The organism is Streptomyces sp. NPDC047880 (assembly GCF_040706515.1).
Classification (GTDB): Bacteria; Actinomycetota; Actinomycetes; order Streptomycetales; family Streptomycetaceae; genus Streptomyces.
The window spans coordinates 336,035-359,152 of the sequence record NZ_JBEZOK010000005.1 but is presented as its reverse complement, the minus strand read 5'-3'; the positions used below and the strand labels follow the sequence as shown (position 1 = coordinate 359,152).

21 protein-coding genes and 1 pseudogene are annotated in these 23,118 nt (G+C 71.7%); 10 read left to right on the top strand and 12 right to left on the bottom strand.

The annotated features are described in order from the left end of the window. Nucleotides 1-131: 131 nt before the first annotated feature. Nucleotides 132-635 carry a glutathione peroxidase gene (locus tag AB0937_RS11425; RefSeq protein WP_366711084.1) on the top strand — a complete coding sequence of 168 codons (504 nt, stop codon included), beginning with the start codon at nucleotides 132-134 and terminating at the stop codon, nucleotides 633-635. Between the two features lie 77 nt (nucleotides 636-712). Continuing rightward, the gene (locus AB0937_RS11420; protein WP_366711082.1) at nucleotides 713-1,597 is read left to right on the top strand and encodes a MerR family transcriptional regulator; all 885 of its coding nucleotides are present in this window, start codon (nucleotides 713-715) and stop codon (nucleotides 1,595-1,597) included. Between the two features lie 108 nt (nucleotides 1,598-1,705). Here AB0937_RS11420 and AB0937_RS11415 read toward each other — a convergent pair whose 3' ends face one another. From AB0937_RS11415 to AB0937_RS11405, 3 genes are all read right to left on the bottom strand, one after another. Continuing rightward, on the bottom strand, nucleotides 1,706-1,897 hold the full coding sequence (locus AB0937_RS11415) for a DUF397 domain-containing protein (RefSeq protein ID WP_366711081.1): 192 nt from the start codon (nucleotides 1,895-1,897) through the stop codon (nucleotides 1,706-1,708). A 198-nt stretch (nucleotides 1,898-2,095) separates the two neighbouring features. Then, on the bottom strand, nucleotides 2,096-2,953 hold the full coding sequence (locus AB0937_RS11410) for a helix-turn-helix transcriptional regulator (protein WP_053672886.1): 858 nt from the start codon (nucleotides 2,951-2,953) through the stop codon (nucleotides 2,096-2,098). Nucleotides 2,954-3,203: 250 nt separating this feature from the next. Continuing rightward, nucleotides 3,204-3,959 (bottom strand): GPP34 family phosphoprotein, encoded by a 756-nt coding sequence (locus AB0937_RS11405; RefSeq protein ID WP_366711079.1) that lies wholly within the window; start codon nucleotides 3,957-3,959, stop codon nucleotides 3,204-3,206. A 235-nt stretch (nucleotides 3,960-4,194) separates the two neighbouring features. Between AB0937_RS11405 and AB0937_RS11400 the strand changes: the two genes are divergently transcribed. Then, on the top strand, nucleotides 4,195-7,101 hold the full coding sequence (locus AB0937_RS11400; RefSeq protein ID WP_366711078.1) for a D-alanyl-D-alanine carboxypeptidase: 2,907 nt from the start codon (nucleotides 4,195-4,197) through the stop codon (nucleotides 7,099-7,101). A 160-nt stretch (nucleotides 7,102-7,261) separates the two neighbouring features. Further along, a complete protein-coding gene (locus AB0937_RS11395; RefSeq protein ID WP_366711077.1) occupies nucleotides 7,262-9,232 on the top strand; it encodes an MFS transporter in 1,971 nt (656 codons plus the stop codon). A 3-nt stretch (nucleotides 9,233-9,235) separates the two neighbouring features. Here AB0937_RS11395 and AB0937_RS11390 read toward each other — a convergent pair whose 3' ends face one another. Beyond that, nucleotides 9,236-10,075 carry a hypothetical protein gene (locus tag AB0937_RS11390; RefSeq protein ID WP_366711075.1) on the bottom strand — a complete coding sequence of 280 codons (840 nt, stop codon included), beginning with the start codon at nucleotides 10,073-10,075 and terminating at the stop codon, nucleotides 9,236-9,238. A gap of 85 nt (nucleotides 10,076-10,160) precedes the next feature. Between AB0937_RS11390 and AB0937_RS11385 the strand changes: the two genes are divergently transcribed. Together AB0937_RS11385 and AB0937_RS11380 are read left to right on the top strand one after the other, a co-directional pair. Next, entirely contained in the window at nucleotides 10,161-10,946 is a 786-nt protein-coding gene (locus AB0937_RS11385; RefSeq protein WP_366711074.1) for an SDR family oxidoreductase, read from the top strand. A 126-nt stretch (nucleotides 10,947-11,072) separates the two neighbouring features. Beyond that, a complete protein-coding gene (locus tag AB0937_RS11380; RefSeq protein ID WP_366711073.1) occupies nucleotides 11,073-12,644 on the top strand; it encodes a sodium:solute symporter family protein in 1,572 nt (523 codons plus the stop codon). A gap of 45 nt (nucleotides 12,645-12,689) precedes the next feature. Here the strand turns inward: AB0937_RS11380 and AB0937_RS11375 are convergent, their stop codons facing one another. Then, the gene (locus AB0937_RS11375; protein WP_366711071.1) at nucleotides 12,690-13,805 is read right to left on the bottom strand and encodes an ADP-ribosylglycohydrolase family protein; all 1,116 of its coding nucleotides are present in this window, start codon (nucleotides 13,803-13,805) and stop codon (nucleotides 12,690-12,692) included. An 85-nt stretch (nucleotides 13,806-13,890) separates the two neighbouring features. Beyond that, nucleotides 13,891-14,310, bottom strand: a complete 420-nt coding sequence (locus AB0937_RS11370; protein ID WP_366711069.1) for an ATP-binding protein — start codon at nucleotides 14,308-14,310, stop codon at nucleotides 13,891-13,893. Between the two features lie 113 nt (nucleotides 14,311-14,423). Here AB0937_RS11370 and AB0937_RS11365 point away from each other — a divergent pair, with 113 nt between their 5' ends. Together AB0937_RS11365 and AB0937_RS11360 are read left to right on the top strand one after the other, a co-directional pair. Beyond that, nucleotides 14,424-15,236: a helix-turn-helix transcriptional regulator gene (locus tag AB0937_RS11365; RefSeq protein WP_366711068.1), complete on the top strand. Its 813-nt coding sequence runs from the start codon at nucleotides 14,424-14,426 to the stop codon at nucleotides 15,234-15,236. Further along, nucleotides 15,233-15,415 carry a DUF397 domain-containing protein gene (locus AB0937_RS11360; protein ID WP_366711067.1) on the top strand — a complete coding sequence of 61 codons (183 nt, stop codon included), beginning with the start codon at nucleotides 15,233-15,235 and terminating at the stop codon, nucleotides 15,413-15,415. The genes AB0937_RS11365 and AB0937_RS11360 overlap by 4 nt, the downstream gene beginning before the upstream one ends. On the opposite strand, the gene AB0937_RS11355 is transcribed toward AB0937_RS11360, so the two are convergent. From AB0937_RS11355 to AB0937_RS11345, 3 genes and pseudogenes are all read right to left on the bottom strand, one after another. Then, complete coding sequence (locus AB0937_RS11355) at nucleotides 15,399-15,815, bottom strand: tetratricopeptide repeat protein (RefSeq protein WP_366711066.1); 417 nt, start codon at nucleotides 15,813-15,815, stop codon at nucleotides 15,399-15,401. The genes AB0937_RS11360 and AB0937_RS11355 overlap by 17 nt on opposite strands. 39 nt (nucleotides 15,816-15,854) lie before the next feature. Then, nucleotides 15,855-16,010, bottom strand: a pseudogene (locus AB0937_RS11350) (hypothetical protein); the annotation flags it as partial. Between the two features lie 27 nt (nucleotides 16,011-16,037). Continuing rightward, nucleotides 16,038-16,247, bottom strand: a complete 210-nt coding sequence (locus AB0937_RS11345; RefSeq protein ID WP_366711065.1) for a tetratricopeptide repeat protein — start codon at nucleotides 16,245-16,247, stop codon at nucleotides 16,038-16,040. 47 nt (nucleotides 16,248-16,294) lie between these two features. Between AB0937_RS11345 and AB0937_RS11340 the strand changes: the two genes are divergently transcribed. Continuing rightward, entirely contained in the window at nucleotides 16,295-16,804 is a 510-nt protein-coding gene (locus tag AB0937_RS11340; RefSeq protein WP_366711064.1) for a DUF2165 domain-containing protein, read from the top strand. Here the strand turns inward: AB0937_RS11340 and AB0937_RS11335 are convergent. Then, a complete protein-coding gene (locus tag AB0937_RS11335) occupies nucleotides 16,797-17,351 on the bottom strand; it encodes a hypothetical protein (RefSeq protein ID WP_366711062.1) in 555 nt (184 codons plus the stop codon). The two genes, AB0937_RS11340 and AB0937_RS11335, sit on opposite strands and share 8 nt — an antisense overlap. An 85-nt stretch (nucleotides 17,352-17,436) precedes the next feature. Beyond that, nucleotides 17,437-18,435: a glycosyltransferase family 2 protein gene (locus AB0937_RS11330; protein WP_366711061.1), complete on the bottom strand. Its 999-nt coding sequence runs from the start codon at nucleotides 18,433-18,435 to the stop codon at nucleotides 17,437-17,439. Nucleotides 18,436-18,558: 123 nt separating this feature from the next. On the opposite strand from AB0937_RS11330, the gene AB0937_RS11325 reads away from it, so the two are divergent. Further along, entirely contained in the window at nucleotides 18,559-20,478 is a 1,920-nt protein-coding gene (locus AB0937_RS11325) for a GtrA family protein (protein ID WP_366711060.1), read from the top strand. A gap of 38 nt (nucleotides 20,479-20,516) precedes the next feature. Here the strand turns inward: AB0937_RS11325 and AB0937_RS11320 are convergent, their stop codons facing one another. Then, nucleotides 20,517-23,102 (bottom strand): bifunctional FO biosynthesis protein CofGH, encoded by a 2,586-nt coding sequence (locus AB0937_RS11320; protein WP_366711059.1) that lies wholly within the window; start codon nucleotides 23,100-23,102, stop codon nucleotides 20,517-20,519. Between the last annotated feature and the right edge of the window lie 16 nt (nucleotides 23,103-23,118).

Below are 23,118 nucleotides of genomic sequence, written 5' to 3'. Positions count from 1 at the left end.
GCCGCGAACGCCTCCAACTCACCACGCACCAAGCCAATCTCGTCCGGAGTCACACACCCTCAACGCCACACCAGGCCCGGAGGACACGCACCACCACAACCGACCTGACCAAGCACTACTAGGGTCTGCTCATGACGACTTCCAACGGTTCCTCTCCCCTCGACGTCGAGATCGGTGCGCTGCAGGGCGGCCCGGCCGACCTGTCCCAGTACGCGGGCAAGGCGGTGCTCGTGGTGAACGTCGCGTCCAAGTGCGGCCTGACCCCGCAGTACACGGGCCTGGAGAAGCTGCACGAGCAGTACGCGGCGCGCGGTTTCACCGTCCTCGGCGTGCCCTGCAACCAGTTCCTGGGCCAGGAGCCCGGCAACGCCGACGAGATCGCCGAGTTCTGCTCGGCGACGTACGGCGTGACCTTCCCGATGACCGAGAAGGTCGAGGTGAACGGCGAGGGCCGGCACCCGCTGTACGACCGGCTGACGGGCTTCGCGGACGCCGAGGGGCACGGCGGGGACATCCGCTGGAACTTCGAGAAGTTCCTCGTCGGCCGGGACGGCCGTGTCGTGGCCCGTTTCTCGCCGCAGACCGAGCCGGACGCGGCGGAGGTCGTGGCGGCGATCGAGGCCCAGCTGGCCTGAGGCGGGCCCCCGGGGGCGTTGACCTTGCCCCTGGGGCAGGCCCGAGTGTCCTCGTCGTCGGGCGGAAGAGCCGCCCGATGACGGAGGATGCCGTGGTGGACGGACCGGAACGGAACCTGGAGCTGCTCACCATCGGGGCGTTCGCCGCTCGTGCCCGCCTGTCGCCGAAGGCCCTGCGGTTGTACGACCGGCTGGGCCTGCTGGCCCCGGCGCACGTCGACGGGGCGACCGGCTACCGCTACTACCGCGCCGGTCAGGTCGAACGGGCCCGGCTGGTGGCGATGCTGCGGCAGCTGGACATGCCGCTCGCCCGGATCGCCGAGGTGGTCGAGGCCGGCGACGGGGCAGCGGCTGCCGCGCTGCTCGGCGCGTACTGGGCGGACGTCGAGGCGCGGGTGGCGGGGCAGCGGACGCTCGCCGAGTACCTCCGTGGACGACTGTCGGGGAGGAGCTCCGAGATGTACGGGAAGTTCACGGTCGGGACGGTGGAGGTGCCCGCCCAGGTGGTGATCTCCGAGAAGCGGCACACGCTGGCGGACGAACTGCCGGCGTGGATCGGGGCGGCGCTGGGCCGGCTGGAGGGGGCGGCCCGGGAGTGCGGGGGCGTGGCCGGGGTGCCGTACGTCGCCTATCACGCGGAAGTGTCGATGGAGAGCGACGGGCCGGCTGAGGCGTGCGTGCCGGTGGCCGACGAGGGGGCGGCCCGGGCCTGGGCCGAGCGGCACGGCAGGGCGTGGGAGACGGCGGTACGGGTGGAACCCGCCCGGCGGCTGGCGTACACGAGGATCACCAAGGCGCAGGTGGCGCACCCTCAGATCCTGGCCGCTTTCGAGGCGGTGGAGGAGTGGATGGCGGCCCAGGGGCTGACGGCGACCGGGCCCTGCCGGGAACTGTATTTCGCCGACTGGGAGGCCGCGGGGCCCGGGGACCCGGTGTGCGACGTGGCGTTCCCGGTGAGCTGATCGCCCGCGCGGAGCTCTCGGGGCACAAGCGGAGCCCTCTCGGCAAGGACGGCGATGCTGGTCGAGAGGGCTCGGTCGGTGGTGCTTGTGGTGCTGTCGATCGCGGGGTCAGACCTTGACCGAGGCCACGAAGGCGTTCCACGCGTCGGCGGGAAACGCCAGCTTGGGCCCCTCGGGGACCTTGGTGTCCCCGAGCTCCAGGGCCTCGGCGACGGTCGACCTGACCATCACGCACGCGCCGTTGTTGTTGGTGTAGGAGGAGGTCGTCCACGTCTGCGTGGCGCCCAGACGAATTGCCATGTTCGCTCCGTTGCGAGTTGCGTTTACGCCAACCCGTGCTGGTGGTTGGCGTGATCGACGCTACTCGCCACCCTCACCGTTCGGAGCAGTCATTCACTCGACCGGATGGCATATTCCAGGGGAGACTTCCAGTCAGGCGTGTCAGGGGGTAGCATCCCCGCGCTTTGCCCGACTGGAAGGTCATCCTCCGGCGGCGGCTCAGCGCGCGTACTCCTTCGCCACACGCTCGATGAGCTGCCGGGACTGGTCCACGTTCAGCGACTGGGCGCGCAGGTGCTCATACATCACCGTGTACTTCTGCACGTCCAGCGGCTTCTCCAGGTACAGGTCGCTGGTGACGCCCTCGATGTAGACGACGCTGGAGTCGGCCGCGTCGGCGAACTCCAGGATCGAGTACTGGCCGTTGATGCCGGCGTGCGCGCCGACCTCGAACGGCAGGACCTGCACGGTGATGTGGGGCAGCTGCGACATCTCGATGAGGTGCTCCAGCTGCTCGCGCATCACCGGCCGGCTGCCGACGACCCGGTGCAGGGACGCCTCGTCCAGGACCACCCACAGGCGCAGCGGTTCGGTCTCGGCGGTGATCCGGCCCTGCCTGCGCAGCCGGACCTCGACGCGCTTGTCGTTGTCCGCCTCGGAGGCCTCGGGCGAGCCGCCGCGGATGATGGCCTCGGCGTACGCCCGCGTCTGCAGCAGGCCGGTGATGATCTGGGGTTCGTAGACCCGGAGCGACTCGGCGTCCGTCTCCAGGCCGATGTAGACGCTGTAGGGGATGTCCCCGAACGCGTGCCACCAGCCCTGCTGGCGGGAGTCCTTGGCCATCTGCATCAGCGAGTCGACGATGCGCTGGTCCTCGACCTCGTAGACCCCGCACAGGTCGCGGACGTCGCGCTGGCTGATGCTGCGCCGGCCGTTCTCCAGCCGGCTGATCTTCGACTGCGACACCAGCAGCCGCTCGGCCACCTCTTCGGCCGTCATGCCCTTGAGCTCGCGGAGCCTGCGGAGCTCCTGGCCCAGCCGGCGCCTCCTGACGGTGGGATTGACATTGGACGCCACGGGACGTGCACCTCCGGCTGCGTGCCTCTACTTTGCGTATCTGCTGTTGAGCAGACTGCCACCAAGGTGCTTACTACCGCTGGGAAACGGTGGATATGCGGCGGGTACACGCCAGTTCGGACACGACACGCCGAGCGGGGCGGAGAGAGTGTGCGCTCTCTCCGCCCCGCTCGGACAGCGGCTCCCGTGACCGGGTTCGTGGGTCCCGTGGTGCGTGTGCCGGTCGCAGGCCGTGCGGGCGCGGCGCGGCTCAGTGGACCACGGCGCGCGCCATGGATCCGTGGCGCGGTTGCATCGGAACGCCTCGGGCGGGTTCCGTTGCGGGCCTTGCTCCGCCGGGGGCCTGACGGCCGGACGGTGCCGGGCTGCGGCGCGGCTGGGCCGCGACGCCGTTCTGGACGTCCATCACCGCGTGCGCGACGAGACCGCCCATGGGGTCGTGCCTGATCAGGTCCCTGAGCCGGGAGCGAGAGGAACGTCCCTCGTTGCCCGGGTACAGGTGCTTGCCGAGGCCGACCGCGTGCGCGAGGGCGGCGAGGGCCGCGGTCCGCGGGTCCGGCGGGACGCCGGTGCGGATGGCGGAGTCCAGCCGGGCCCTGATCTCCCGGCTGATCTCGGTGTCCGTCGCCTGGTAGCGAGTCGTCGGCAGCACTCCGCACATCTGGCCGGCCACGGCATGCACCATGCCGCACCGCTCCAGATGCGAGAGGTAGGTCTGGCGCAGCCCGAGACGCGGCCCGCCGATCCAGTGGACGGCACGCACGGGAGCGCCACGCCTTCGCAGCAACTCCAACGCGCAGTCCAGTGTCGGATCTCCAGTCGGCCGTGGTGCCACCACGGCGATACGATCCCCGTCTGGGGCTATCCGTCCGGCCAGCGCCAGCTCTACTAGCTGTGCTCCGGCCAGACCGAGGTCGAGCGACTGCGGCTGTGCGGTGGTACCCGTGGCCGGGTCCAACGCCAGCAGCAGAAGCTCCTCCGGAAGTGTTCTGCGGCTCCTGCCCATCCATGCCTCCCCGCGTGGATGAAAGACAGGGTGACCCCTCTCACATTGGTCTGTCGAGGGTGCGTGACCGGTTCGTAGTGGAACCAGTAGGTATGTCGTTCTCGTCTACCGGATGGGTTTGGCCCGCACACAGGACACTGGTAGATGGTTCGGACAGCGCCGGGGCGGTGTCACGGGCGGCGGTTCACGGTTCGGTACGCGCACGCGGGGTCTGCGGCGCGAGGAGGAGGCATCGGTGGCGGGCGAGTCCCCCGACAGGTCGAAGCAGCGCGAGTCGTCGGCACGAAGGACGTCGGGGAGCGCGAGTCCGGTTCCGGAAGCCAGGAGCGAAGCCGCCGACCCGCGGCTCGCGGTGGCCCGGGACGCGGAGAAGTCCTCTGCGCGAGGCGGTGCCGACACGGCGACCCGCGTGCTGTCCACGCGGACGGCGGAGGACCCGGAGAACACCGGACGGCCGGAGGCCGACTCGGACGCGGCGCGCGCCGAGGACGCCGAGAGCGACTCGGGCACCGAGGACGCGGCGGCCGGTGCGGGTTCCGCCGAGGGGTCCGCGGCCGAGGGCAGTGACGGACGGCTGCGGGACGCCGTGGCCGCGTGGGTCGCGTCGGCGGACGGTGAGCAGGAGGCTGCCGCCGACGCCGACGACGAGGCTCCTGAGGCCGAGCGCGCGAAGAAGGCCGGGGAGCCCGAGAAGGCCGACGCGGACGCCCGGGACGGGCAGGACGGGGCCGAGGGCTCGGGAGCGGACGCGGGCGACGAGGACGGCCGGGAAACCGCGGGGTCGGCTTCCGAGGGCTCCGAGGCGGACCGGGCCGATGCCGACGACGCCGAGGCGGACCGTTCCGCCACAGCGGACAGCGGGGACGGCGAGGACACCGAGACGAAGCGGGACGAGCGGACCGACGACGCCGACACGGCGCCCGATGCGGCCGACACCGACACCGACACCGACACCGACACCGAGGACGACACCGACGACGCCCCGGCCGACGGCACCGCCGAGGGCGGGTCCGGCACGGGCAAGGCCCCGAAGGCCGCCGGTGCCGCGGTGAGCGACAGGACGACGCCCGAGGCCCCCGACGCCGACGACAACGCTGCCGAGCGGGCCGACGACAAGGGCCGCGCGCCCGCGGACCCGCGCGTCTCCGCGGACGCCAAGGCCGCGCCGAAGGCCGAAGACGCCGACGCCAAGGCGGCCTCGAAGGACGCCGGCGCCAAGACCGGCGCCGCCGAGGACGACACCGACGACGCCCCGGCCGACAGCGCCGCCAAGAGCGAGTCCACCACGGGCAAGACCCCGAAGACCGGCGAAGCCACCAGCGCCCCTGCGGACAAGCCCGGCACCGGCAAGACCCCGAAGACCGGCGAAGCCACCGGCGCCCCTGCGGACAAGCCCGGCACGGGCAAGGCCCCGAAGGCCGCCGGGGCCGGTGGCGTTGCCGCCGGCGGCGGTGACCGTGGGGACGACGTTCCCGCCGAACCCCCCGTCGACCAGCCCACTGCCGTCTTCAAGGTGCAGCGGCCCCCGGTCGATCAGCCCACCACCATGCTGAAGCTCGGGGGCGGGGCCAAGGACCTCCCGAAGTCGGACCTTCCGAAGCCGGACGCCCCGAAGACGGACGCCCCGAAGACGGACGCCCGGAAGGCAGCAGCCCAGAAGGCGGACGCCGAGAAGACGGCCGCTCCGGAGAAGGACGACCCCAAGGGCGGCGCTTCGGAGCGGGACGCGGAGCGGACCAGCAAGTTCGTCGCGCTCAAGCACCTGGACGACCCGGCGACCAGGAAGCCGCCCGCCCCGGCGGAGGCCACCGCGCCCGTCCCCACCATCGGCCCCGAGCGGACCACGCAGCAGCCGCTGCCGCCCAAGCCGCCGCTGGACCTGCTGGCCGAGCTGACGAACACCCCGCCGCCCCCGGAGACCCCCCTGCGCACGGCGGCCCGGCGGGTGAAGATCTGGACGCCGCTGGTGCTGCTGCTGGTGGTCCTCTTCGCGGTCGTGCAGAGTGTGCGCCCGCTCCCCTCGCCCACCCTGGAACTCACCGCCGAGGACAGCTACACCTTCGAGGGCGGCAAGGTCGGCATCCCCTGGCCCGCCGACGGCCAGGCCGCCCTCGACGTCCAGGGCATCGGCACGTTCGGGTCCTCCGGCGAGCAGAAGCCCGTGCCGATCGCGAGTGTCGCCAAGGTCATGACCGCCTACCTCATCCTGCGCGAGCACCCGCTCAAGAGCGGTGAGAAGGGCCCGAAGATCGGCATCGACCAGGCGGCCCAGGACCAGTCCGACGCCGGCCAGGAGTCCACCGTCGACGTCACCAAGGGCGACAGCATCACCGAGCGGGAAGCCCTGGAGAGCATCCTGATCGCGTCCGCGAACAACATCGCGCGGCTGCTCGCCCGCTGGGACGCGGGGTCCGAGAAGGCGTTCGTGCAGAAGATGAACGACGCCGCCAAGGACCTCGGCATGAAGAACACGACGTACACCGACCCGTCGGGCCTGAACAACACGACCGTCTCCACGGCCGTGGACCAGGTGAAGCTCGCCAAGGCCGCCATGCAGCAGCCCGCGTTCCGCGAGGTCGCGGCGATGATGTCGTACGTCGACTACAAGGGCACGAAGCACGACAACTGGAACCGCCTGGTCGGCTCCAACGACGTCACCGGCATCAAGACGGGCACCACCACCTCGGCGCTCGGCAACCTCGTCTTCGCGGCCAAGAAGGACGTCGACGGCGAGACCCACCGGATCATCGGCGCGGTCGTGCGCCAGCCCGCCGGCGGTCCGGACAACACGATCCTGGGCGCCGCGCTGCACGAGGGCGACAAGCTGATCCGGGCCGCGCAGGGCGCGCTGGAGTCGGCGACGATCCTGAAGAAGGGCGACGTCGTCGGGTACGCCGACGACGGTCTCGGCGGCCGCACGCCGGTCGCCGTCACCGAGGACGTCACGGCCGTCGGCTGGGCGGGGCTGTCGGTCAAGCTGACGTTCGCCGGGGGTGACCTGCCGCACACGGCGAAGGCCGGCACCAAGGTGGGAACGCTGACCGTCGGTGACGGAACCACCAGTGCCGTGAAGGTCCCGGTCGCCCTCCAGAAGGACCTGGCGGAGCCGGGCTTCGGGGCCAAGCTCACGCGCATCGGCTGACCCGGGGCACGACCCGCACCACCGCACCCCGCCGGTGACGGCCCGTCCGGGCGCCGCCCGGCGGGGTGCGTGCTAGCGTCCCGAATCGGGACATGCCGCCGCTCGCGCAGGCGCTGTGGCGAAGCGAGAACAGAAGACGGGACACGGGGAGTGCCTTCGAGTGGCCACTGCGGAGCCGACACACGCAGACGACGCCGAACCGGGCTCGGTATCAGGCCCGCGAATACGCCTGCCCGAAGCGCCGGAAGACAGCTCGTCGAACGCCGCGGGGCGTAACGCCACCGCGCCGGACGGCAGCGCGCCCGAAGGCGGCCCGTCCGGAGCCGGCCCGGCCCACCGCTGCGCGTCCGAAGGCAGCGCGTCCGAAGACGGCGCCTCCGGCGAGCGCGAGGCGGGGTTCGAGTGGCCCGCCCCCGTGCTGGCGCTGCGTGAGCGCATGCTGCGGCACCCGGTCCTCTCCGTCACGGGGCTCGCCGCGGCGCTGCACATCCTCTGGTTCTTCACGTTCGCGAACAGCGGCGGGGATCTGGCCGCGCAGGACGCGTGGGCCGAGTTCGTCGGCCGTCATCCGGACTCGGCGTACAACCTCGCCTGGTACGGCGGGATGCACCCGGTCTCGTACAGCGTGGTGTCGCCGTATCTGATGTCGGTGCTCGGCGTGCGCACCACGATGATGATCGCGGGGACGGTCTCGGCCGGTCTGCTGACCCTGCTCCTGCTGCGCAGCCGCTCGGTCCTCAACCCGCTGTGGGCGTCGCTGGCGGGCGTGTTCGGGCTGTTCTGCAACGCGGTGTCGGGGCGGGTGACGTTCGGTCTCGGCATGATGTTCGCGCTCGGCGCGGTCGCCGTCGTGTTCTGCTGGCCCTACCGGTGGCGGTTCAAGCGCTGGGCGAAGGCGCTGAGCGCGGCGCCGCTGGCCGCGCTGGCCACCATGGCGTCGCCGGTCGCGGGCCTGTTCGTGGGCCTGGTGGCGGTTGCGCTGTTCCTGCAGAAGCGGCGTCCGGGCGCCTGGGCGCTGGGTCTCGCGCCGACCGCCGTGGTAGCGGTGTCGGCGTGGCTGTTCCCGTTCTCGGGCACGCAGCCGATGGTGATCGGCTCGGTGCTGCTGCCACTGGCGTTCTCCGTCCTGGCGTACGTGCTGGTGCCGCAGGAGTGGAAGACGGTCCGGCTCACGGCCGCGGTCTACGGCCTCGGGGTCGTGCTGGTGTGGCTGATCAGCTCCCAGATCGGGTCGAACATCACGCGGCTGGCGATGCTGTTCGCCGGGGTCGCGCTGGTCGCCGCGCTGCCGTTCACGGTGCCGCGCAGCCGCAAGTGGTACGCGGCCGTGGTGGCGCTGTGCGGTTTCGGGGTGTGGATCGGCTTCAAGACGGTCGACGACATCGTGCACACGGCCCCGGCGGCGTCCTGGTCGCGTGAGCTGGCTCCGCTCGTCAACGAACTGCAGGAGGTCGGCGCCGAGAAGGGCCGGGTCGAGGTGGTCCCGGCGCGTTCCCACCGCGAGGCGTCCGCGCTCGCCCCCTACGTCAACCTGGCCCGCGGCTGGAACCGGCAGGCGGACATGGAGCGCAACCCCCTCTTCTACGACGACACGCTCAACTCGGCGAACTACCACGAGTGGCTGAAGCGCTGGGCGGTGCACTACGTCGTGCTGCCGAAGGGCGAGCCGGACGGTGACGGGGGGCAGCGGGAGCGGGCGCTGGTGCGGCGCGGCCTGCCGTATCTGACCCAGATCTGGGGCGACACCACCTGGCAGCTGTTCAAGGTGACCGCCCCGACCCCGCTGGCCGAGCCGAACGCGGTGGTCGACCGGGCCGAGCAGGGGGAGATGGTCCTCCAGGTGAAGAAGCCGGGCCGGATCCTGGTGCGCATCCCGTACTCGCCGTGGCTGAGCATCGTCGACGCGGAGGGCAAGAGCCTGAAGCCGCCGCAGGAGACCGAGGAGTCCAGGAACCGTCCCGACGACGAGCCGAAGACGTACGTGAACGTCAACGGCTGCCTCGCCGAGACGGAGGAGGACGCGCAGGGCGACAAGTGGACGGAGCTGCTGGCCCCGAAGGCCGGGACGTACCGGCTGGCGGCGCCGTACCAGCTCCCGCGGGGTACGCCGTGTCCGGAGGAGCTGCGCTGACCCTCAGCGCAGCAGGTCCACGTACGTGTCCGTGCCGGGCACCGTCGGGATGAACGGGGCCACCAGCTCCACCCTGCCCAGGCCCGACTCGGCCACCGCCCGGTCGAGGCCGGTGAAGAAGGGGTCCCAGCACTCCCTCGGGTCGGTCTGGAGGAACCACAGGAGCGTCAGGCGGGTGTCGACGCCCTCGACCTGTTTGACGTACGTCATGCGGTCGCCGGGCAGGGGCGTCGGGCGGAAGACCGTCACCAGCGCGGCCGGGGAGCCGGCCAGGCGCCGGGGAAGGTGGCGGGTGCGCAGCCACTCCAGGAGCGGGGCGCGTTGCGCGGGCTCGTCCGCCTCGACGACCTGGAGGACCAGACCCGCGTAGGGGTGGTCGAGGGCATGGACGTCCCGGGGGCCGGCCGCTCCGTCGCGGTACACCGTCGCCTCGTGGTCCTGGAACGCGGTCAGGACGTGCGTGCGGTCGTGGTACACGCGGGCGTCCCGGTTGAGGCGCTTGTTGACGGCGACCGTCCAGCGCATGTGGTCGTCGTAGCGGCCGTCGGTGATCCAGTAGGTGGAGAGGTAGCAGCCGGCGGTGACCGGCTGGGCCACGGCCGACTTCTCGGGGTAGCGCAGCAGCTGGAGATCGCGGGTCGCCACCCAGCGGCGGCCCGCGTACATCCAGGGCATGGCCATCGCGCCGGCGTAGTAGTGGTCGTCCTCGTACCAGCGGTTGTACGCGTACTCGTGGCCGGGATGCGGCTCGACCATGGTGATGAGGGCGTGCCCGGGGTGGGTGCCGTAGGGGCCGACGGCGGCCAGTTCGGCGTACAGCTCGCTGCGGGTGTCCTCGCTCATGCCCTTCCCCTTCGTCGGTGACTGACCCATACTCTGACGCTCCGTCAGATGGAGCGCCAGGGTTCCGGTCCGGGGAGGTCCTGCCATGTCACTGCTCGCGGGGAAGACGGTCGTCGTGTCGGGGGTCGGGGCCGGGCTCGGGCGGCAGGTCGCGGCGGCGGTCGTACGGGACGGCGGGCGTGCCGTGCTCGGGGCCCGTACGGAGGCGAGCCTGGCGAAGACGGCCGCCGAGGTCGATCCCGGCGGGACGAGCACCGCGTACCGGGGCACGGACATCCGCGACGAGGCGCAGTGCGAGGCGCTGGCGGGGCTGGCGCGGGAGCGGTTCGGGGGCCTCGACGCGGTGGTGCACGTGGCGGCGCTCGACGGCTACTTCGGCGGACTGGAGGACGCCGACTTCGAGTCCTGGCGGTCGGTGCTGGACGTGAACCTGCTGGGCACGCTGCGGATGACCCGGGCCTGTCTGCCGTCACTCAAGCGAGGCGGCGGGTCGGTGGTGTTCGTCGGGACGCAGTCGGCCGTGGCCGCCCCCTCGCAGGTGCGGCAGGCGGCGTACGCGGCGTCGAAGGGAGCGCTGACGAGTGCGATGTACTCGCTGGCCCGGGAGCTCGGGCCGCACCGGATCCGGGTGAACACGGTACTGCCCGGCTGGATGTGGGGGCCGCCGGTGCAGGCGTACGTGCAGTTCGCGGCCCAGTCGGAGGGCGTGCCCGAGGAGACCGTCCTGGAGCGGTTGACCGGGCGGATGGCGCTGCCCGAACTGGCCACGGACACGGACGTGGCCGACGCGGTGGTGTTCCTGGCGTCGGACCGGGCGCGGTCGATCACCGGGCAGTCGTTGCTGGTCAACGCCGGGGAGTTGATGCGTTGAGTTCATATAGGTGAACCAAGGCCATCACGTCGAACATTTTTGCCTCCCCTTGACCTTACCCTCACTTGTCGTGTTCACGCGGCAGCGCCCACGATGAGCGCCGGGCTGATCCCTGGGAGGGCGCACATGAACGGTCTCGACTGGGCCGTGCTCATCGGCTACTTCGCCGTGATGGTCGCGATCGGCGTCTGGTCGCACAAACGCGTCGACAACGTCAGCGACTTCTTCACCGCCGGCGGCAAGATGCCCTGGTGGCTGTCCGGCATCTCGCACCACATGTCGGGCTACAGCGCGGTGATGTTCACCGGGTACGCGGGCATCGCCTACACCTACGGCGTCACCTCGTTCGTCACCTGGTCCTTCCCCATCGCCCTCGGCATCGCCATCGGCTCGAAGCTGTTCGCCCCGCGCATCAACCGGCTGCGCTCCCGGCTCCACGTGGCCTCCCCGCTGGAGTACCTGAAGAACCGCTACGACCTGAAGACGCAGCAGGCACTGGCCTGGTCCGGGATGCTCCTGAAGATCGTGGACGTCGGCGCCAAGTGGGCCGCCATCGCCACCCTGCTGTCCGTCTTCACCGGCATCTCCCTCAACCAGGGCATCCTCATCACCGGCGGCATCACGGCGGTCTACTGCACGATCGGCGGCCTCTGGGCGGACGCGCTCACCGAACTCGGCCAGTTCATCATCCAGTTGCTGGCCGGCGTCGCCATGTTCGTGGCGGTGTCGGTACGCCTCGACGACCACGGCGGCTTCTTCGGCGTCTGGGACGCGCCCGAGCTCCAGGGCCATGAGAAACCGCTGGTCGGCCCGTACGGCACGGTGTTCCTGCTGGCGTTCCTCTTCATCAAGCTCTTCGAGTACAACGGCGGCATGCTCAACCAGGCGCAGCGCTACATGGCCACGCCGAACGCCAAGGAGGCCGAGCGGTCGGCCCGCCTCTCGGCGATCCTCTGGCTGGTCTGGCCGCTGGTGCTGTTCTTCCCCATGTGGATGTCGCCGCTGCTGGTCGAGTCGCAGAAGCCGGACGGCTCGGACTCCTACGCGCTGATGACCGAACAGCTCCTCCCGCACGGGCTGCTGGGCCTGGTCATCGTCGGTTTCTTCTCGCACACCATGGCCATGTGCTCCTCCGACGCCAACGCCATCGCTGCGGTGTTCACCCGGGACTGCGCGCCGGTGATCTGGGCGCGGGCCCGGGCCTGGAACCAGAGCCAGGGCCTGCGGGTCGCCCGGATCGCCACGGTCGTCTTCCTCGGCCTGTCCATGGCGGCGGCGACCCAGGTCGACTCCCCCGCGTTCAAGGACATCATCACGGTGGTCATCAAGTGGGTGGCCGGCCTGATGGGCCCGATGGCGATCCCCATGATGCTGGGCCTGCTGCGCGCGTTCCGCCGCTCCGGCCCCACGGCGGCCCTGGTCAGCTGGTCGATGGGGCTGCTCGCGTTCTGGCTGGTGAACTACCCGGTCAACTGGAACGTCGAGGGCGGCGTGCCGCTCCAGTACCAGGTGTCGATCCCGCTGGCGGTGTCGCTGGTGCTGTACGTCCTCGTCGGCTACATCCGGCCCGAGGACACACCGGAGCGGCTGGCGCTCATCGAGAAGATCAACACGGACGGCGACGGAACGGCGGCGGCCAGGGTCCCGGCACCGGCCGGCCCCACCGACGAGGTGGTGCGGACGACCGTCAAGGACTGAGACGACGGACGGGGGCCCGGGGCGACGGTCCGGGACCGAGCGGGCTCACGCTCTCGGATATCTGGCGAGCCAGCCCGGCGACGATCCTCCGGGCCCGTGCAGGGCGGGCCCCTGGGTCATCTCCATGGCGAAGTCGTCGGCCAGCTCCAGCATCGTGGGACGGCCCTCCAGCTCGGCCAGCCAGGCCGGGGGGAGGGCCGTCTCGCCGTGCAGGGCGCCCAGCAGGCCGCCGGTCAGCGCGGCGGTGGCGGCGGAGGGGCCGTCCTGGTTGACGGCGAGGCACAGCCCGTGCCGGACGTCGGCCGCGACCAGCGCGCAGTACACGGCGGCGGCGACGAGCCCCTCGGCCGTGCCCGCCCCGCTCAGCTCGGCCACCCGCTCCGGGCCGGGCATGCCCTGCCGCACGGCGCCCAGCGCGTGCTGCAGCGCATCCGACACGGGCTGGTGCCCCGGCCGGGCGGCCAGCAGCGCAAGGGTCCGCTGCGCGGCGGCATCGAGGCTCTCGCCCAGCGCCAGCGCATGCACGAGCACGGCGTACGCGCCCGCCGCGAGCGACGCCGTGGGATGGCCGTGGGTCTGCGCGGCGCACTCGACGGCGAGCTGGGCGACCAGCTGCGGCTCCCAGCCCACGAGCAGGCCGAAGGGGGCGGACCGGGCCGCGGGCTCGGGCCCGGCCTCACCGGGGTTCTTGGGCGCCTCGGGCGTCCCCATGGTCTCGTCGCCGAGTCCCAGCAGCAGGGCACGGCTCGGGTCCCGCCGCGCGTACAGCCACTCCTCCCGCGCCAGCCACCCGTCTTCCTTGCGGCGCTCGTCCGGCCCCCAGTCGCGCTGGGTCGCGGCCCAGCGCAGATACGCCCGGTGCAGGTCGGTGGGCGGGTGCCAGGCGCCGGTGTCCCGTCTGACCTGGGCCCGGATCAGCCCGTCGACGGAGAACAGGGTGAGCTGCGTGAGATGCGTGACGGCGCCGCGTCTGCCGTAGGCGGGGGCCAGGTCCACCAGGCCCTCCGCCCCGTGCGCCTCACGGATCCCCTGCATGGTCAGCCCGTCGACCGGCGTCCCGAGGGCGTCTCCCACGGCCACGCCGAGCAGGGTCCCCCGCACCCGGCTGCGGAAGTCCTGCTGCTCCGTACGGCCCCAGACGGCGCCGGCAGTCGCACCCACCTCGACCTCCCAGGGACCGTCCACACGTACGACGCCCAGCACTGTAATCGAACGGGACCGGTGGGCCCCCTTCGAGGACCGGCCCCTACGGCACCAGCTCCGCCCACACCGTTTTCGCCCCGGCCGGTGCGTCCGCCACCCCCCAGCGGTCCGCGTACGCCTCGACGATGCGCAGGCCCCTGCCGCCCTCCGCGTCCTCCTCCCCCGGGTCCGGGACGCGCGGGAGCCGGTCGCCCCGGGCGTCGGTGACCTCGAGACGGAGCGTGCGGTCGGCGGCCAGCTCCACCCGCAGCCGGAAGTCCCTGCCCGGGACGCGTCCGTGCCGGACGGCGTTGGACGCCAGCTCCGCGACCACCTGCGCGGCGGCCTCGTGCGGCTCGCCCCACTCGTCGAGCTGGCGTTCGGTGAGCAGGCGGGCCAGTCGAGCACCTCTTCGAGTGCTGGACAGCTGCACGCCGAAATGCCGGGTGGGCAGCGGGGTTCGCGTGGGGGATTTCTGACTCATGTCACCCAGCGTGCTCGTCCGTCCCTACCCTGAACAGCGACGGCCTCGGTACGGAGCGTGACTGTCCGGACGCGTTGCGGGGTCGTACGGCTCGTACGTCATGAGGGGAACGCGTGGAGGACGAGGAAGCGGCGGCCGTGCTGCGGACGGTCGGGCGGCAGATCAAGATGTGGCGCGAGGCCGCCGGGCTCAAGCAGACGGAGCTGGGCTCGGCCATCGGATACGGGGAGGAGATGGTCTCGTCCGTCGAGCGGGCCCGGCGCATCCCCAAGCCGGATTTTCTCGACAAGGCGGATGAGGTGCTGGGGGCGGGCGGCAAGATCTCCGCGATGAAGGAGGATGTGGAGAGGGCTCGGTATCCGAAGAAGGTGCGGGACCTCGCCAAGCTGGAGGACGAGGCCCTCGAACTCGGGGCTTATGACAACCACCAGATCAACGGGATGCTCCAGACACCCGAGTACGCCCACGCGTTGTACGCCATGCGCAGTCCTGCCTACACGGAGGACGAGATCGAGCGTCATGTCGCCGCCCGCATGGCACGGAAGTCGGTCTTCGACCGCCTGCCGCGACCGCTCATCACCTTTGTCCAGGAAGAGTCGACGCTTCGGCGGCCCATCGGGGGCAAAATGGTGCTGCGCCACCAGCTCGAACACCTATTGGAAGTCGCCGCGTTGCGGCACGTTTCGATCCAGGTCATGCCGATCAACCGCGAGGACCACGCGGGTATGGCGGGCCCGTTCCGGCTCCTGAAGTTCCAGGACGGCAAGACGCTGGGACACTGCGAAGCCCAGCTGCACAACCGCGTGATCAGCGATCCCAAGGACGCCCAGATCCTCGACATGCGCTATGGAATGATCCGGGCGCAGGCCCTCTCACCCCGAGAGTCCCTGGCCTTCATTGAGAAAGTTCTGGGAGACGAGACGTGACCACTGAACTCGCCTGGTTCAAGAGCAGCTACAGCAGCAATGACGGGCCCGACTGCGTCGAGGTCGCCATATCCTCGCCCTCCATCCACATCCGCGACTCCAAGAACAAGGACGGCGCCCGGCTGACGTTCACCGGCGGCGCCTGGTCCGAGTTCCTGGGGTTCACGGCAGAACGCTGACGTCCGCGAACCTCTCCAGCGCCCCGGGATCGAGTTCCCGGACGCGCGCCATGTCCGCCCTGGCCTCCTCCGGGTGCCCCATGGCCGTATGCAGCACGGCCCGGCGGCACAGGGCCCAGACGTAACCCGGCCGCGTTTCCACCGCCCGGTTCAGATCGGCCAGGGCCTCCGCGTGGCGGCCCAGGCGGGCCAGGGACTCGCCCCGGCTCGCGTAGGCCGACGTGTACGCGGGGTCCAGGGCCAGTGCGATGTCCAGGTCGGCGACCGCCTCCTCGTCGCGGCCGGCGGCGCGCAGCGCGTCGCCGCGTTCGCAGCGGGCCCACGGCCAGTCCGGGATCTGCTCCAACGCCCGCCCGAGGTAGGCCAGTTGACGCCGGGAGTCGCCCAGTGCCCGCCACACCCGGGCGCGGCGGGCGAGAGCCCAGGCGTAGTCCGGGTCGAGGTCCAGCGCACGGTCCAGGTCGGCCAGGGCCGCGTCCAGGTCCCCGGCCCGCTCGTACGTGGCGCCCCGGGAGGCCCGGGCGAACGCGGAGGCGGGGTCGAGCCGTACCGCCTCGGTCAGGTCCCGGAGCGCCTCGGCGTCCCGCCCGGCGATGCGGTGGTGCTCCCCGCGCAGTGCGAGTTACCAGGCGTTGCCCGGGTCCAGTGCGACGGCCCGGTCCAGGTCGGCGATGGCCCCGTCGTGGTCGCCGAGGTCGCCCCGGATGCCGGACCGGTGCCGGTAGGCGAGGGCCAGGTCCGGATCGAGCGCGACAGCCTCGTCGTACTCGGCCAGGGCCTGCGTGTACGCGCCCTCGCCGCGCAGTTCGTCGCGGTCGTCATTCTCGCTCAACTGCCGCGGGATACAACGGAAAGCGGTGCGCGGGGAGAATGATCGTCATGGCCACCTCCACTTCACGCGGCACGCTGTCGCTCGCCGCCACCCTGCTCACCGCGACCATCGCCCTCTACATGGCGCTCGTCGCCTTCGGGAACATCACCGACTTCGGGACCAACCAGCAGTTCGTCCGCCATGTGCTGGCCATGGACACCACGTTCAAGGACGAGGACCTGATGTGGCGGGCCGTCACGAGCCGCGGGCTGCAGGACGCCGCCTACGTCGGGATCATCGTCTGGGAGACCGTCGCCGCGCTGGTCCTCATATACGGCAGCTGGCTGTGGGTCCGGCGCGACGACCTGCGGGCCCGGCGGATGTCCACGTACGGGCTGCTGATGGTGATGCTGCTGTTCGGGGCCGGGTTCATCGCGATCGGCGGCGAGTGGTTCTCGATGTGGCAGTCGGAGGACTGGAACGGGCTGGACGCGGCGACGCGGATCTTCCTGTTCAGCGGGGTCGTGCTGATCGTCAACCAGTTGTCGGGCCCGCGGACGCAGACCCCCGCTACCTGACGACGGTCACGGTCGTGCCGACCGTGCCGAACGCCCACAGGGCCGTGCCGTCCGCCTTCCGCATCCTGACCCCGCCGGTCCTGGTGCCGGAGGCGGCGGGCGGCGGCGAGGCCCCGTCGACCGCGTTGGAGAAGGCGACGGAGACCCCGTCCTTCGCCGCGAAGTACAGGATGTGCTCGATCTGGACGCCGTCCGACCCGGTCGTGGCCGGGTTGCGTGAGGACACGGTGTAGCGGCCGGGGTCGGGGCTGACCGAGCCGGGCCAGACGGTGAACGTCCGGCGGGCCGCCTCGCTCGCGTCGACCAGCCACACCCGCTTCTCGCCCAGGGAGTAGACGACGCGACGGCCGGTGCCGGAGCCGTCGGGCACCCGCGCCGGGGCCGAGGCCGTGGGGGTGGGCTGCGCCGAGGCCGTGCTGCTCGGCTCGGCCGAGGTGGCCGTGGGGTGCGAGCCCTGGTCCGCCCGCACACCCAGGACCGTCACCGCGGCTATCGCTCCCACGGTCAGCCCGGCCACCCAGGCCCACGAAGGAAGTCGGGCAGGCACCGGCACGCATCTCCTCAGTCACGGGACCCCGCAGCGAAGCGGGGTTCCGATCATCGTACTGCGCACCCGCCGCCCCCCGGATCCCTCAGGGGCCCCCGGCGGCCTTGCGGACCGGGACCGGGCCCGTGCCCGCGCCGCGGGCGGCGTAGCGCGGGGTGCGCAGGGGGGCCGGGTAGGAGAGGTGCACCAGGCGGGTCTGTTCCTGGCGCATGTGCATGAGTGATTCGAGGATGTAGCCCACGAGCAGGACCAGGGCCGCGATGGTCATGATCGCGGCGGCGAGGATCGCCGTGGGTACCCGGGGCACGGTGCCCGTCTCGACGAACTCGGCGATGACGGGGATGCCGAGGATGAGCGAGACCAGGGCGAGGACACCCGCGAGCACGGTGTGGACCAGCGAGGGGCGCTCGCGCCGGGCCAGGTCGAGGATGACCCGCAGGATGCGCCAGCCGTCCCGGTAGGTGCGCAGCTTGCTCTCGCCGCCGGCGGGCCGGACCCGGTAGTCGGTGAGGACCTCGGCGGTGGGCAGCCGCAGGTGCAGCGCGTGGATCGTCATCTCGGTCTCGGTCTCGAACTCGCGGGCCAGTGCCGGGAAGGACTTCACGAAGCGCCGTGAGAAGACCCGGTAGCCGCTGAGCATGTCGGTGACGTCGTTGCCGAACAGGGCCCGCACGGCCCCGGTGAGCAGTTTGTTGCCGACCGCGTGCCCCGCCCGGTAGGCCCCGTCGACGGTCACCCGGCGGGCGCCGACGACCTGGTCGTAGGGGCCTTCGAAGAGCAGGTCCACCAGGTCCCGGGCGCGGGAGGCGTCGTAGGTGTCGTCGCCGTCGATGATGAGCAGCGCGTCGGCGTCGACGTCGGCGAAGGCACGGCGGATGACGTTGCCCTTGCCCTTGCGGCTCTCCTGCCGGACGATCGCGCCGGCCGCCCGGGCGACCTCCACGGTCCGGTCGGTGGAGGCGTTGTCGTACACGTAGACGACGGCTTCGGGCAGGGCCGCGCGCAGGTCGCGGACGACCTTGCCGACGGCCGCCTCCTCGTTGTGGCACGGCACGACACACGCGATCGTCGGTTCCACGACCACTCCTCACTCGACCGGTTCCTCACACCGTCAGCACCTCATACATCAGCACCTCACATAGTCGGACATCATGCGATATGAGCGCGCCTGACCGGATGGGGCACGCCGGGTCGCTACGCTCGCCGTGTGCCGGTCCTCGAGTCTGTGACGCTGCGTGCGCGTGACGCCATCCAGGGCATCTGGCGCGAGGCCGCCAAGTTCGGTGTCGTCGGAGTCCTGGCCTTCGTGGTCGACAACGGCGGGTACAACCTGCTCGTCTTCGGCCTGCCCGGCGGCGCGGCGGGCGGGGTGATGCGGAGCACTCCCGTGCAGGCCTCCGTCGTCGCGACGGCCGTCGCCGCGCTCTTCAGCTGGGTCGGGAACCGCTACTGGACCTACCGCGGCCGGCACCGCGAGAAGGTGGCCCACGAGCTGGCGCTGTTCCTCGTCGCGAACGGGGTCGGGCTCGCCATCACCGCGGGCACGGTCTTCGCCTCCCGGCAGTTGCTCGGGCTGGACTCGGCGCTCAGTGACAACACCGCCCGCATCACCGGCTGGGTCCTCGCGACCCTGTTCCGCTTCTACGCCTACCGGCGCTTCGTCTTCGTCGCCCCCCGGCCGGCCGGCCCCGACCGAACCCTTAACATCCGGAATATGGGACAAACGGGATGGATGCGGCGAGAGCGGCAGCACTGGACCTGGGGGCTGGCCGCCGTCGCCGCGGTCTGCTGGCCGGCCACGGTCCTCGTCTTCGCCCCCGGATATCTGAGTCCCGACAGCCTCGACCAGTTACGGCAGGCCCGGGGCATGACACCGCTGACCGACTGGCACCCGCCCGTGCTCGCCCTGGTGTGGCGGGCCCTCATCGCGGTGACCGGCTCGATCACGTCCATGCTGGTCCTGCAGTCCTTCGTCTTCTGGGCGGCGCTGTGGGTACTGGCCCGCTGCGTGTGGCGGCTGACCGCGAGCCGGGGCGGTTCGCTCGCCGTGCTCGGTCTCGGGCTGCTGCCGTACGTCCTGACCTTCGTCGGGGTGGTGTGGAAGGACGTGCACGCGGCGTTCGCCCTGCTCGCCGCCTGCGCGGTCGCCTTCACCGGCCTGCTGCTGCGGGACCGCGACCCCCGGAGCGCCGTGCGCTGGGGCCTGCTCGGGCTCGGCGTGCTGTTCCTCGCCTACGCCATGCTGGTGCGCAAGAACGCCTTCCTCGCCGCGATCCCCGTCTTCGTCATGCTGGTCCTCGCGCTGTGGGGCGCCCCCCAACGCCGTACGTGGGTGACGTGCACGGCGGCCCTCGCGGCCGCGCTCGTCGTCCCCGCCGCCGCCATCTCCCTGTTCGCCGCGCCGCTGCAGACCAAGCAGGGCGCGCAGATCATGCTCGACGACCTCGTCCACGTGCTGACCGTGGACGAACTGCGCTCGGCGGAGGTGTCACCCGCCCTGCGGGACCGGCTCGTGGCCTCCGCGCGGGAGTGCGAACGCGCCGGCGCCCTCTCCGACGCCTACTGGGCCTGCTACCGCCGACCGGCGGACGGGCTGCGCGGCGACTCGGGCGAGATCACGTCCCTGTGGCTGCGGGAGATGAGCGGGCACGTGCCGCAGTACCTCCAGTACCGGCTGCTGCTCTTCACGACCCTGCTGTTCGAGACCGACTACCCGTACAAGGCGGGGATCACCCGCAACGACCTGGGCGTCGAGGTGGCGCACCCGCGTCTGGAGGAGATGCTCGCCACGTACGTCAAGGGCACGGCACAGGACCTGCCGTGGCTGTTCCGCGGCTGGTTCTGGCTCGCCGTCGCGCTGGTGCTGACGATCCGTCCCGGCCGGGGCGTGTTCGCGATGCCCGTCCGGGCGCTGGGCGTCAGCTCGGCGGCCTACATCCTCGGCTATCTGCCGATCATGCCCGCGACGGACTACCGGTACGTCTACTGGCCGGCGATCGCCTGCTCCCTCGGCCTGCTGCTGCTCCTGCTGGGCCGGGGCAGGCCCGCGCCGCCCCCGACGGCCCCCGGCACCACGGCCGGCCGCACCCTGACGGCGCACGAGCCGGCGGACGCCGGGAGCCAGTAGGCCACCGGCCGGACGCGCACCGGCCGGACGCGCACCGGTCAGTCGAGCACCGGCAGCAGCTCCGGCAGATGCCCGTCCGACGCCGTCGCCGCCCGCTGCCGCTCCTCGGGGACCTCGCCGTAGAGGGTGTTCCGGGGCCGGGCCGGACGGCCCGCGGCGTCCGCCACGGCGATCAGGTCCTTCACCGACTTGTACGAGCCGTACGACGAGCCCGCCATGCGGGAGATCGTCTCCTCCATGAGCGTCCCGCCGAGGTCGTTCGCGCCCGAGCGGAGCATCTCGGCGGCGCCCTCGGTGCCGAGCTTCACCCAGCTGGTCTGGATGTTGGGGATGTACGGGTGCAGCAGCAGCCGGGCCATGGCCGTCACCGCGCGGTTGTCCCGCATGGTCGGGCCCGGACGGGCGATCCCGGCGAGGTAGACCGGCGCGTTGGTGTGCACGAACGGCAGCGTCACGAACTCCGTGAAGCCGCCGGTGCGCTGCTGGATGCCCGCGAGGGTGCGCAGGTGCCCGAGCCAGTGCCGCGGCTGGTCGACGTGGCCGTACATCATCGTCGAGGACGAGCGGATGCCCAGCTCGTGGGCCGTCGTGACGACGTCGATCCAGTCGGCCGCGGGGAGCTTGCCCTTGGTGAGGATCCAGCGGACCTCGTCGTCGAGGATCTCGGCGGCCGTGCCCGGGATGGTGTCCAGGCCCGCCTCCCTGGCGGCGGTCAGCCACTCGCGGATCGACATGCCGGTGCGGGTCGCGCCGTTGACGACCTCCATCGGCGAGAAGGCGTGCACGTGCATGCCGGGGACGCGTTCCTTCACGGCCCGCGCGATGTCGAAGTACGCCGTGCCGGGCAGGTCCGGGTGGATGCCGCCCTGCATGCACACCTCCACCGCGCCCACGTCCCAGGCCTGCTGGGCCCGGTCGGCGACCTGGTCGAGGGAGAGGGTGTAGGCGTCGGCGTCCGTGCGGCGCTGGGCGAAGGCGCAGAAACGGCAGCCGGTGTAGCAGACGTTGGTGAAGTTGATGTTGCGCGTGACGATGTAGGTGACGTCGTCGCCCACGGCGGACTTCCGCACGTCGTCGGCGACCCGGGCGAGGGCGTCCAGCGCCGGGCCGTCCGCGTGCAGCAGGGCCAGGGCCTCGTCGTCGGTGAGCTTCGTCGGATCGTCGGCGGCCGTGCGCAGGGCCTCGCGTACGTCGGTGTCGATGCGCTCGGGGGCCATGCCCGGGGCGGCGGCCTCGCGCAGGGCGCCCCAGTCGCCGTACACCTCGTCGAAGTCGTCCCGGCGGTCCGACGTACGGCCCTCGGTGTCGATGGAGCTGTGCAGGTCGGTGCGGCCGGACGCCGTGAAGACCTCCTCCGGCTCCTGCCACGGCAGGCCCCGCGGGAGGGCCTCGGGCCGGGCCAGGCCGGTCTCGGGGTCGGCCAGCGCGGCCACGTGCGGGCGCAGCCGCGGGTCCAGCCAGGGCTCGCCGCGCCGCACGAACTCCGGGTACACGCACAGCCGTTCACGCAGTTCGAACCCGGCCGCCCGGGACTTCTCGGCGAGCTGCTCGATCTGCGGCCAGGGGCGCTCGGGGTTGACGTGGTCGATGGTGAGCGGGGAGACGCCGCCCCAGTCGTCGATGCCGGCGCGGATCAGCCGCTCGTACTCGTCGTCGACGAGGTTGGGCGGGGCCTGGATGTTGCCGCTCGGGCCCATGAGGAGCCGGGCGACGGCCACCGTGGCGACCAGTTCGTCGAGTTCGGCGTCGGGCATGCCGCGCATCGCGGTGTCCGGCTTGGCGCGGAAGTTCTGGATGATCAGTTCCTGCACGCCGTGGTAGGCCCGGGAGACCTTCCGCAGCGCGAACAGCGACTCGGCGCGCTCCTCGTAGGTCTCGCCGATGCCTATGAGGACTCCGGAGGTGAAGGGGACGGACGAACGCCCGGCGTCCTCCAGGACCCGCAGGCGGACGGCCGGTTCCTTGTCGGGAGAGCCGTGGTGCGGGCCGCCCGGCTCCGACCAGAGGCGGGTCGCGGTGGTCTCCAGCATCATGCCCATGCTGGGCGCGACCGGCTTGAGGCGCTGGAAGTCGGTCCAGCTCATGACACCCGGGTTGAGATGGGGCAGCAGGCCCGTCTCCTCCAGGATCCGGATGGAGACGGCCCGGACGTAGGCGAGGGTGTCGTCGTAGCCGTGCGCGTCGAGCCACTCGCGCGCCTCCGGCCAGCGGTCCTCGGGCTTGTCGCCGAGGGTGATGAGGGCTTCCTTGCAGCCGAGGGCCGCGCCCTTGCGGGCGATGTCCAGCACCTCGTCGGGCGACATGAACATCCCGTGGCCCTCGCGGCGCAGCTTGCCCGGGACGGTGACGAACGTGCAGTAGTGGCACTTGTCCCGGCACAGCCGCGTCAGCGGGATGAAGACGGACTTGGAGTACGTGATGACTCCGGGCCGCCCGGCCGCCTCGAGGCCCGCGTCCCGCACCCGGGCGGCCGAGGCCGACAGGTCCTCCAGCTGCTCCCCCCGGGCCTGGAGCAGCACCGCCGCCTCGGCGACGTCGAGCGAGACGCCGTCCCTGGCCCGTTTCAGGGCGCGACGCATGGAGTTCTCGGTGGGGCCGGTTCCGGAGGTCGCGGGAGTCGTCATCCTCCGAGCATACGAG

Bases quoted from the DNA above. Each gene is read 5' to 3' on its own strand.
- AB0937_RS11425 (WP_366711084.1), top strand. From the start codon at position 132: ATGACGACTTCCAACGGTTCCTCTCCCCTCGACGTCGAGATCGGTGCG.
- AB0937_RS11420 (WP_366711082.1), top strand. From the start codon at position 713: ATGACGGAGGATGCCGTGGTGGACGGACCGGAACGGAACCTGGAGCTG.
- AB0937_RS11415 (WP_366711081.1), bottom strand. From the start codon at position 1,897: ATGGCAATTCGTCTGGGCGCCACGCAGACGTGGACGACCTCCTCCTAC.
- AB0937_RS11405 (WP_366711079.1), bottom strand. From the start codon at position 3,959: ATGGGCAGGAGCCGCAGAACACTTCCGGAGGAGCTTCTGCTGCTGGCG.
- AB0937_RS11390 (WP_366711075.1), bottom strand. From the start codon at position 10,075: ATGAGCGAGGACACCCGCAGCGAGCTGTACGCCGAACTGGCCGCCGTC.
- AB0937_RS11385 (WP_366711074.1), top strand. From the start codon at position 10,161: ATGTCACTGCTCGCGGGGAAGACGGTCGTCGTGTCGGGGGTCGGGGCC.
- AB0937_RS11380 (WP_366711073.1), top strand. From the start codon at position 11,073: ATGAACGGTCTCGACTGGGCCGTGCTCATCGGCTACTTCGCCGTGATG.
- AB0937_RS11370 (WP_366711069.1), bottom strand. From the start codon at position 14,310: ATGAGTCAGAAATCCCCCACGCGAACCCCGCTGCCCACCCGGCATTTC.
- AB0937_RS11340 (WP_366711064.1), top strand. From the start codon at position 16,295: ATGGCCACCTCCACTTCACGCGGCACGCTGTCGCTCGCCGCCACCCTG.
- AB0937_RS11320 (WP_366711059.1), bottom strand. From the start codon at position 23,102: ATGACGACTCCCGCGACCTCCGGAACCGGCCCCACCGAGAACTCCATG.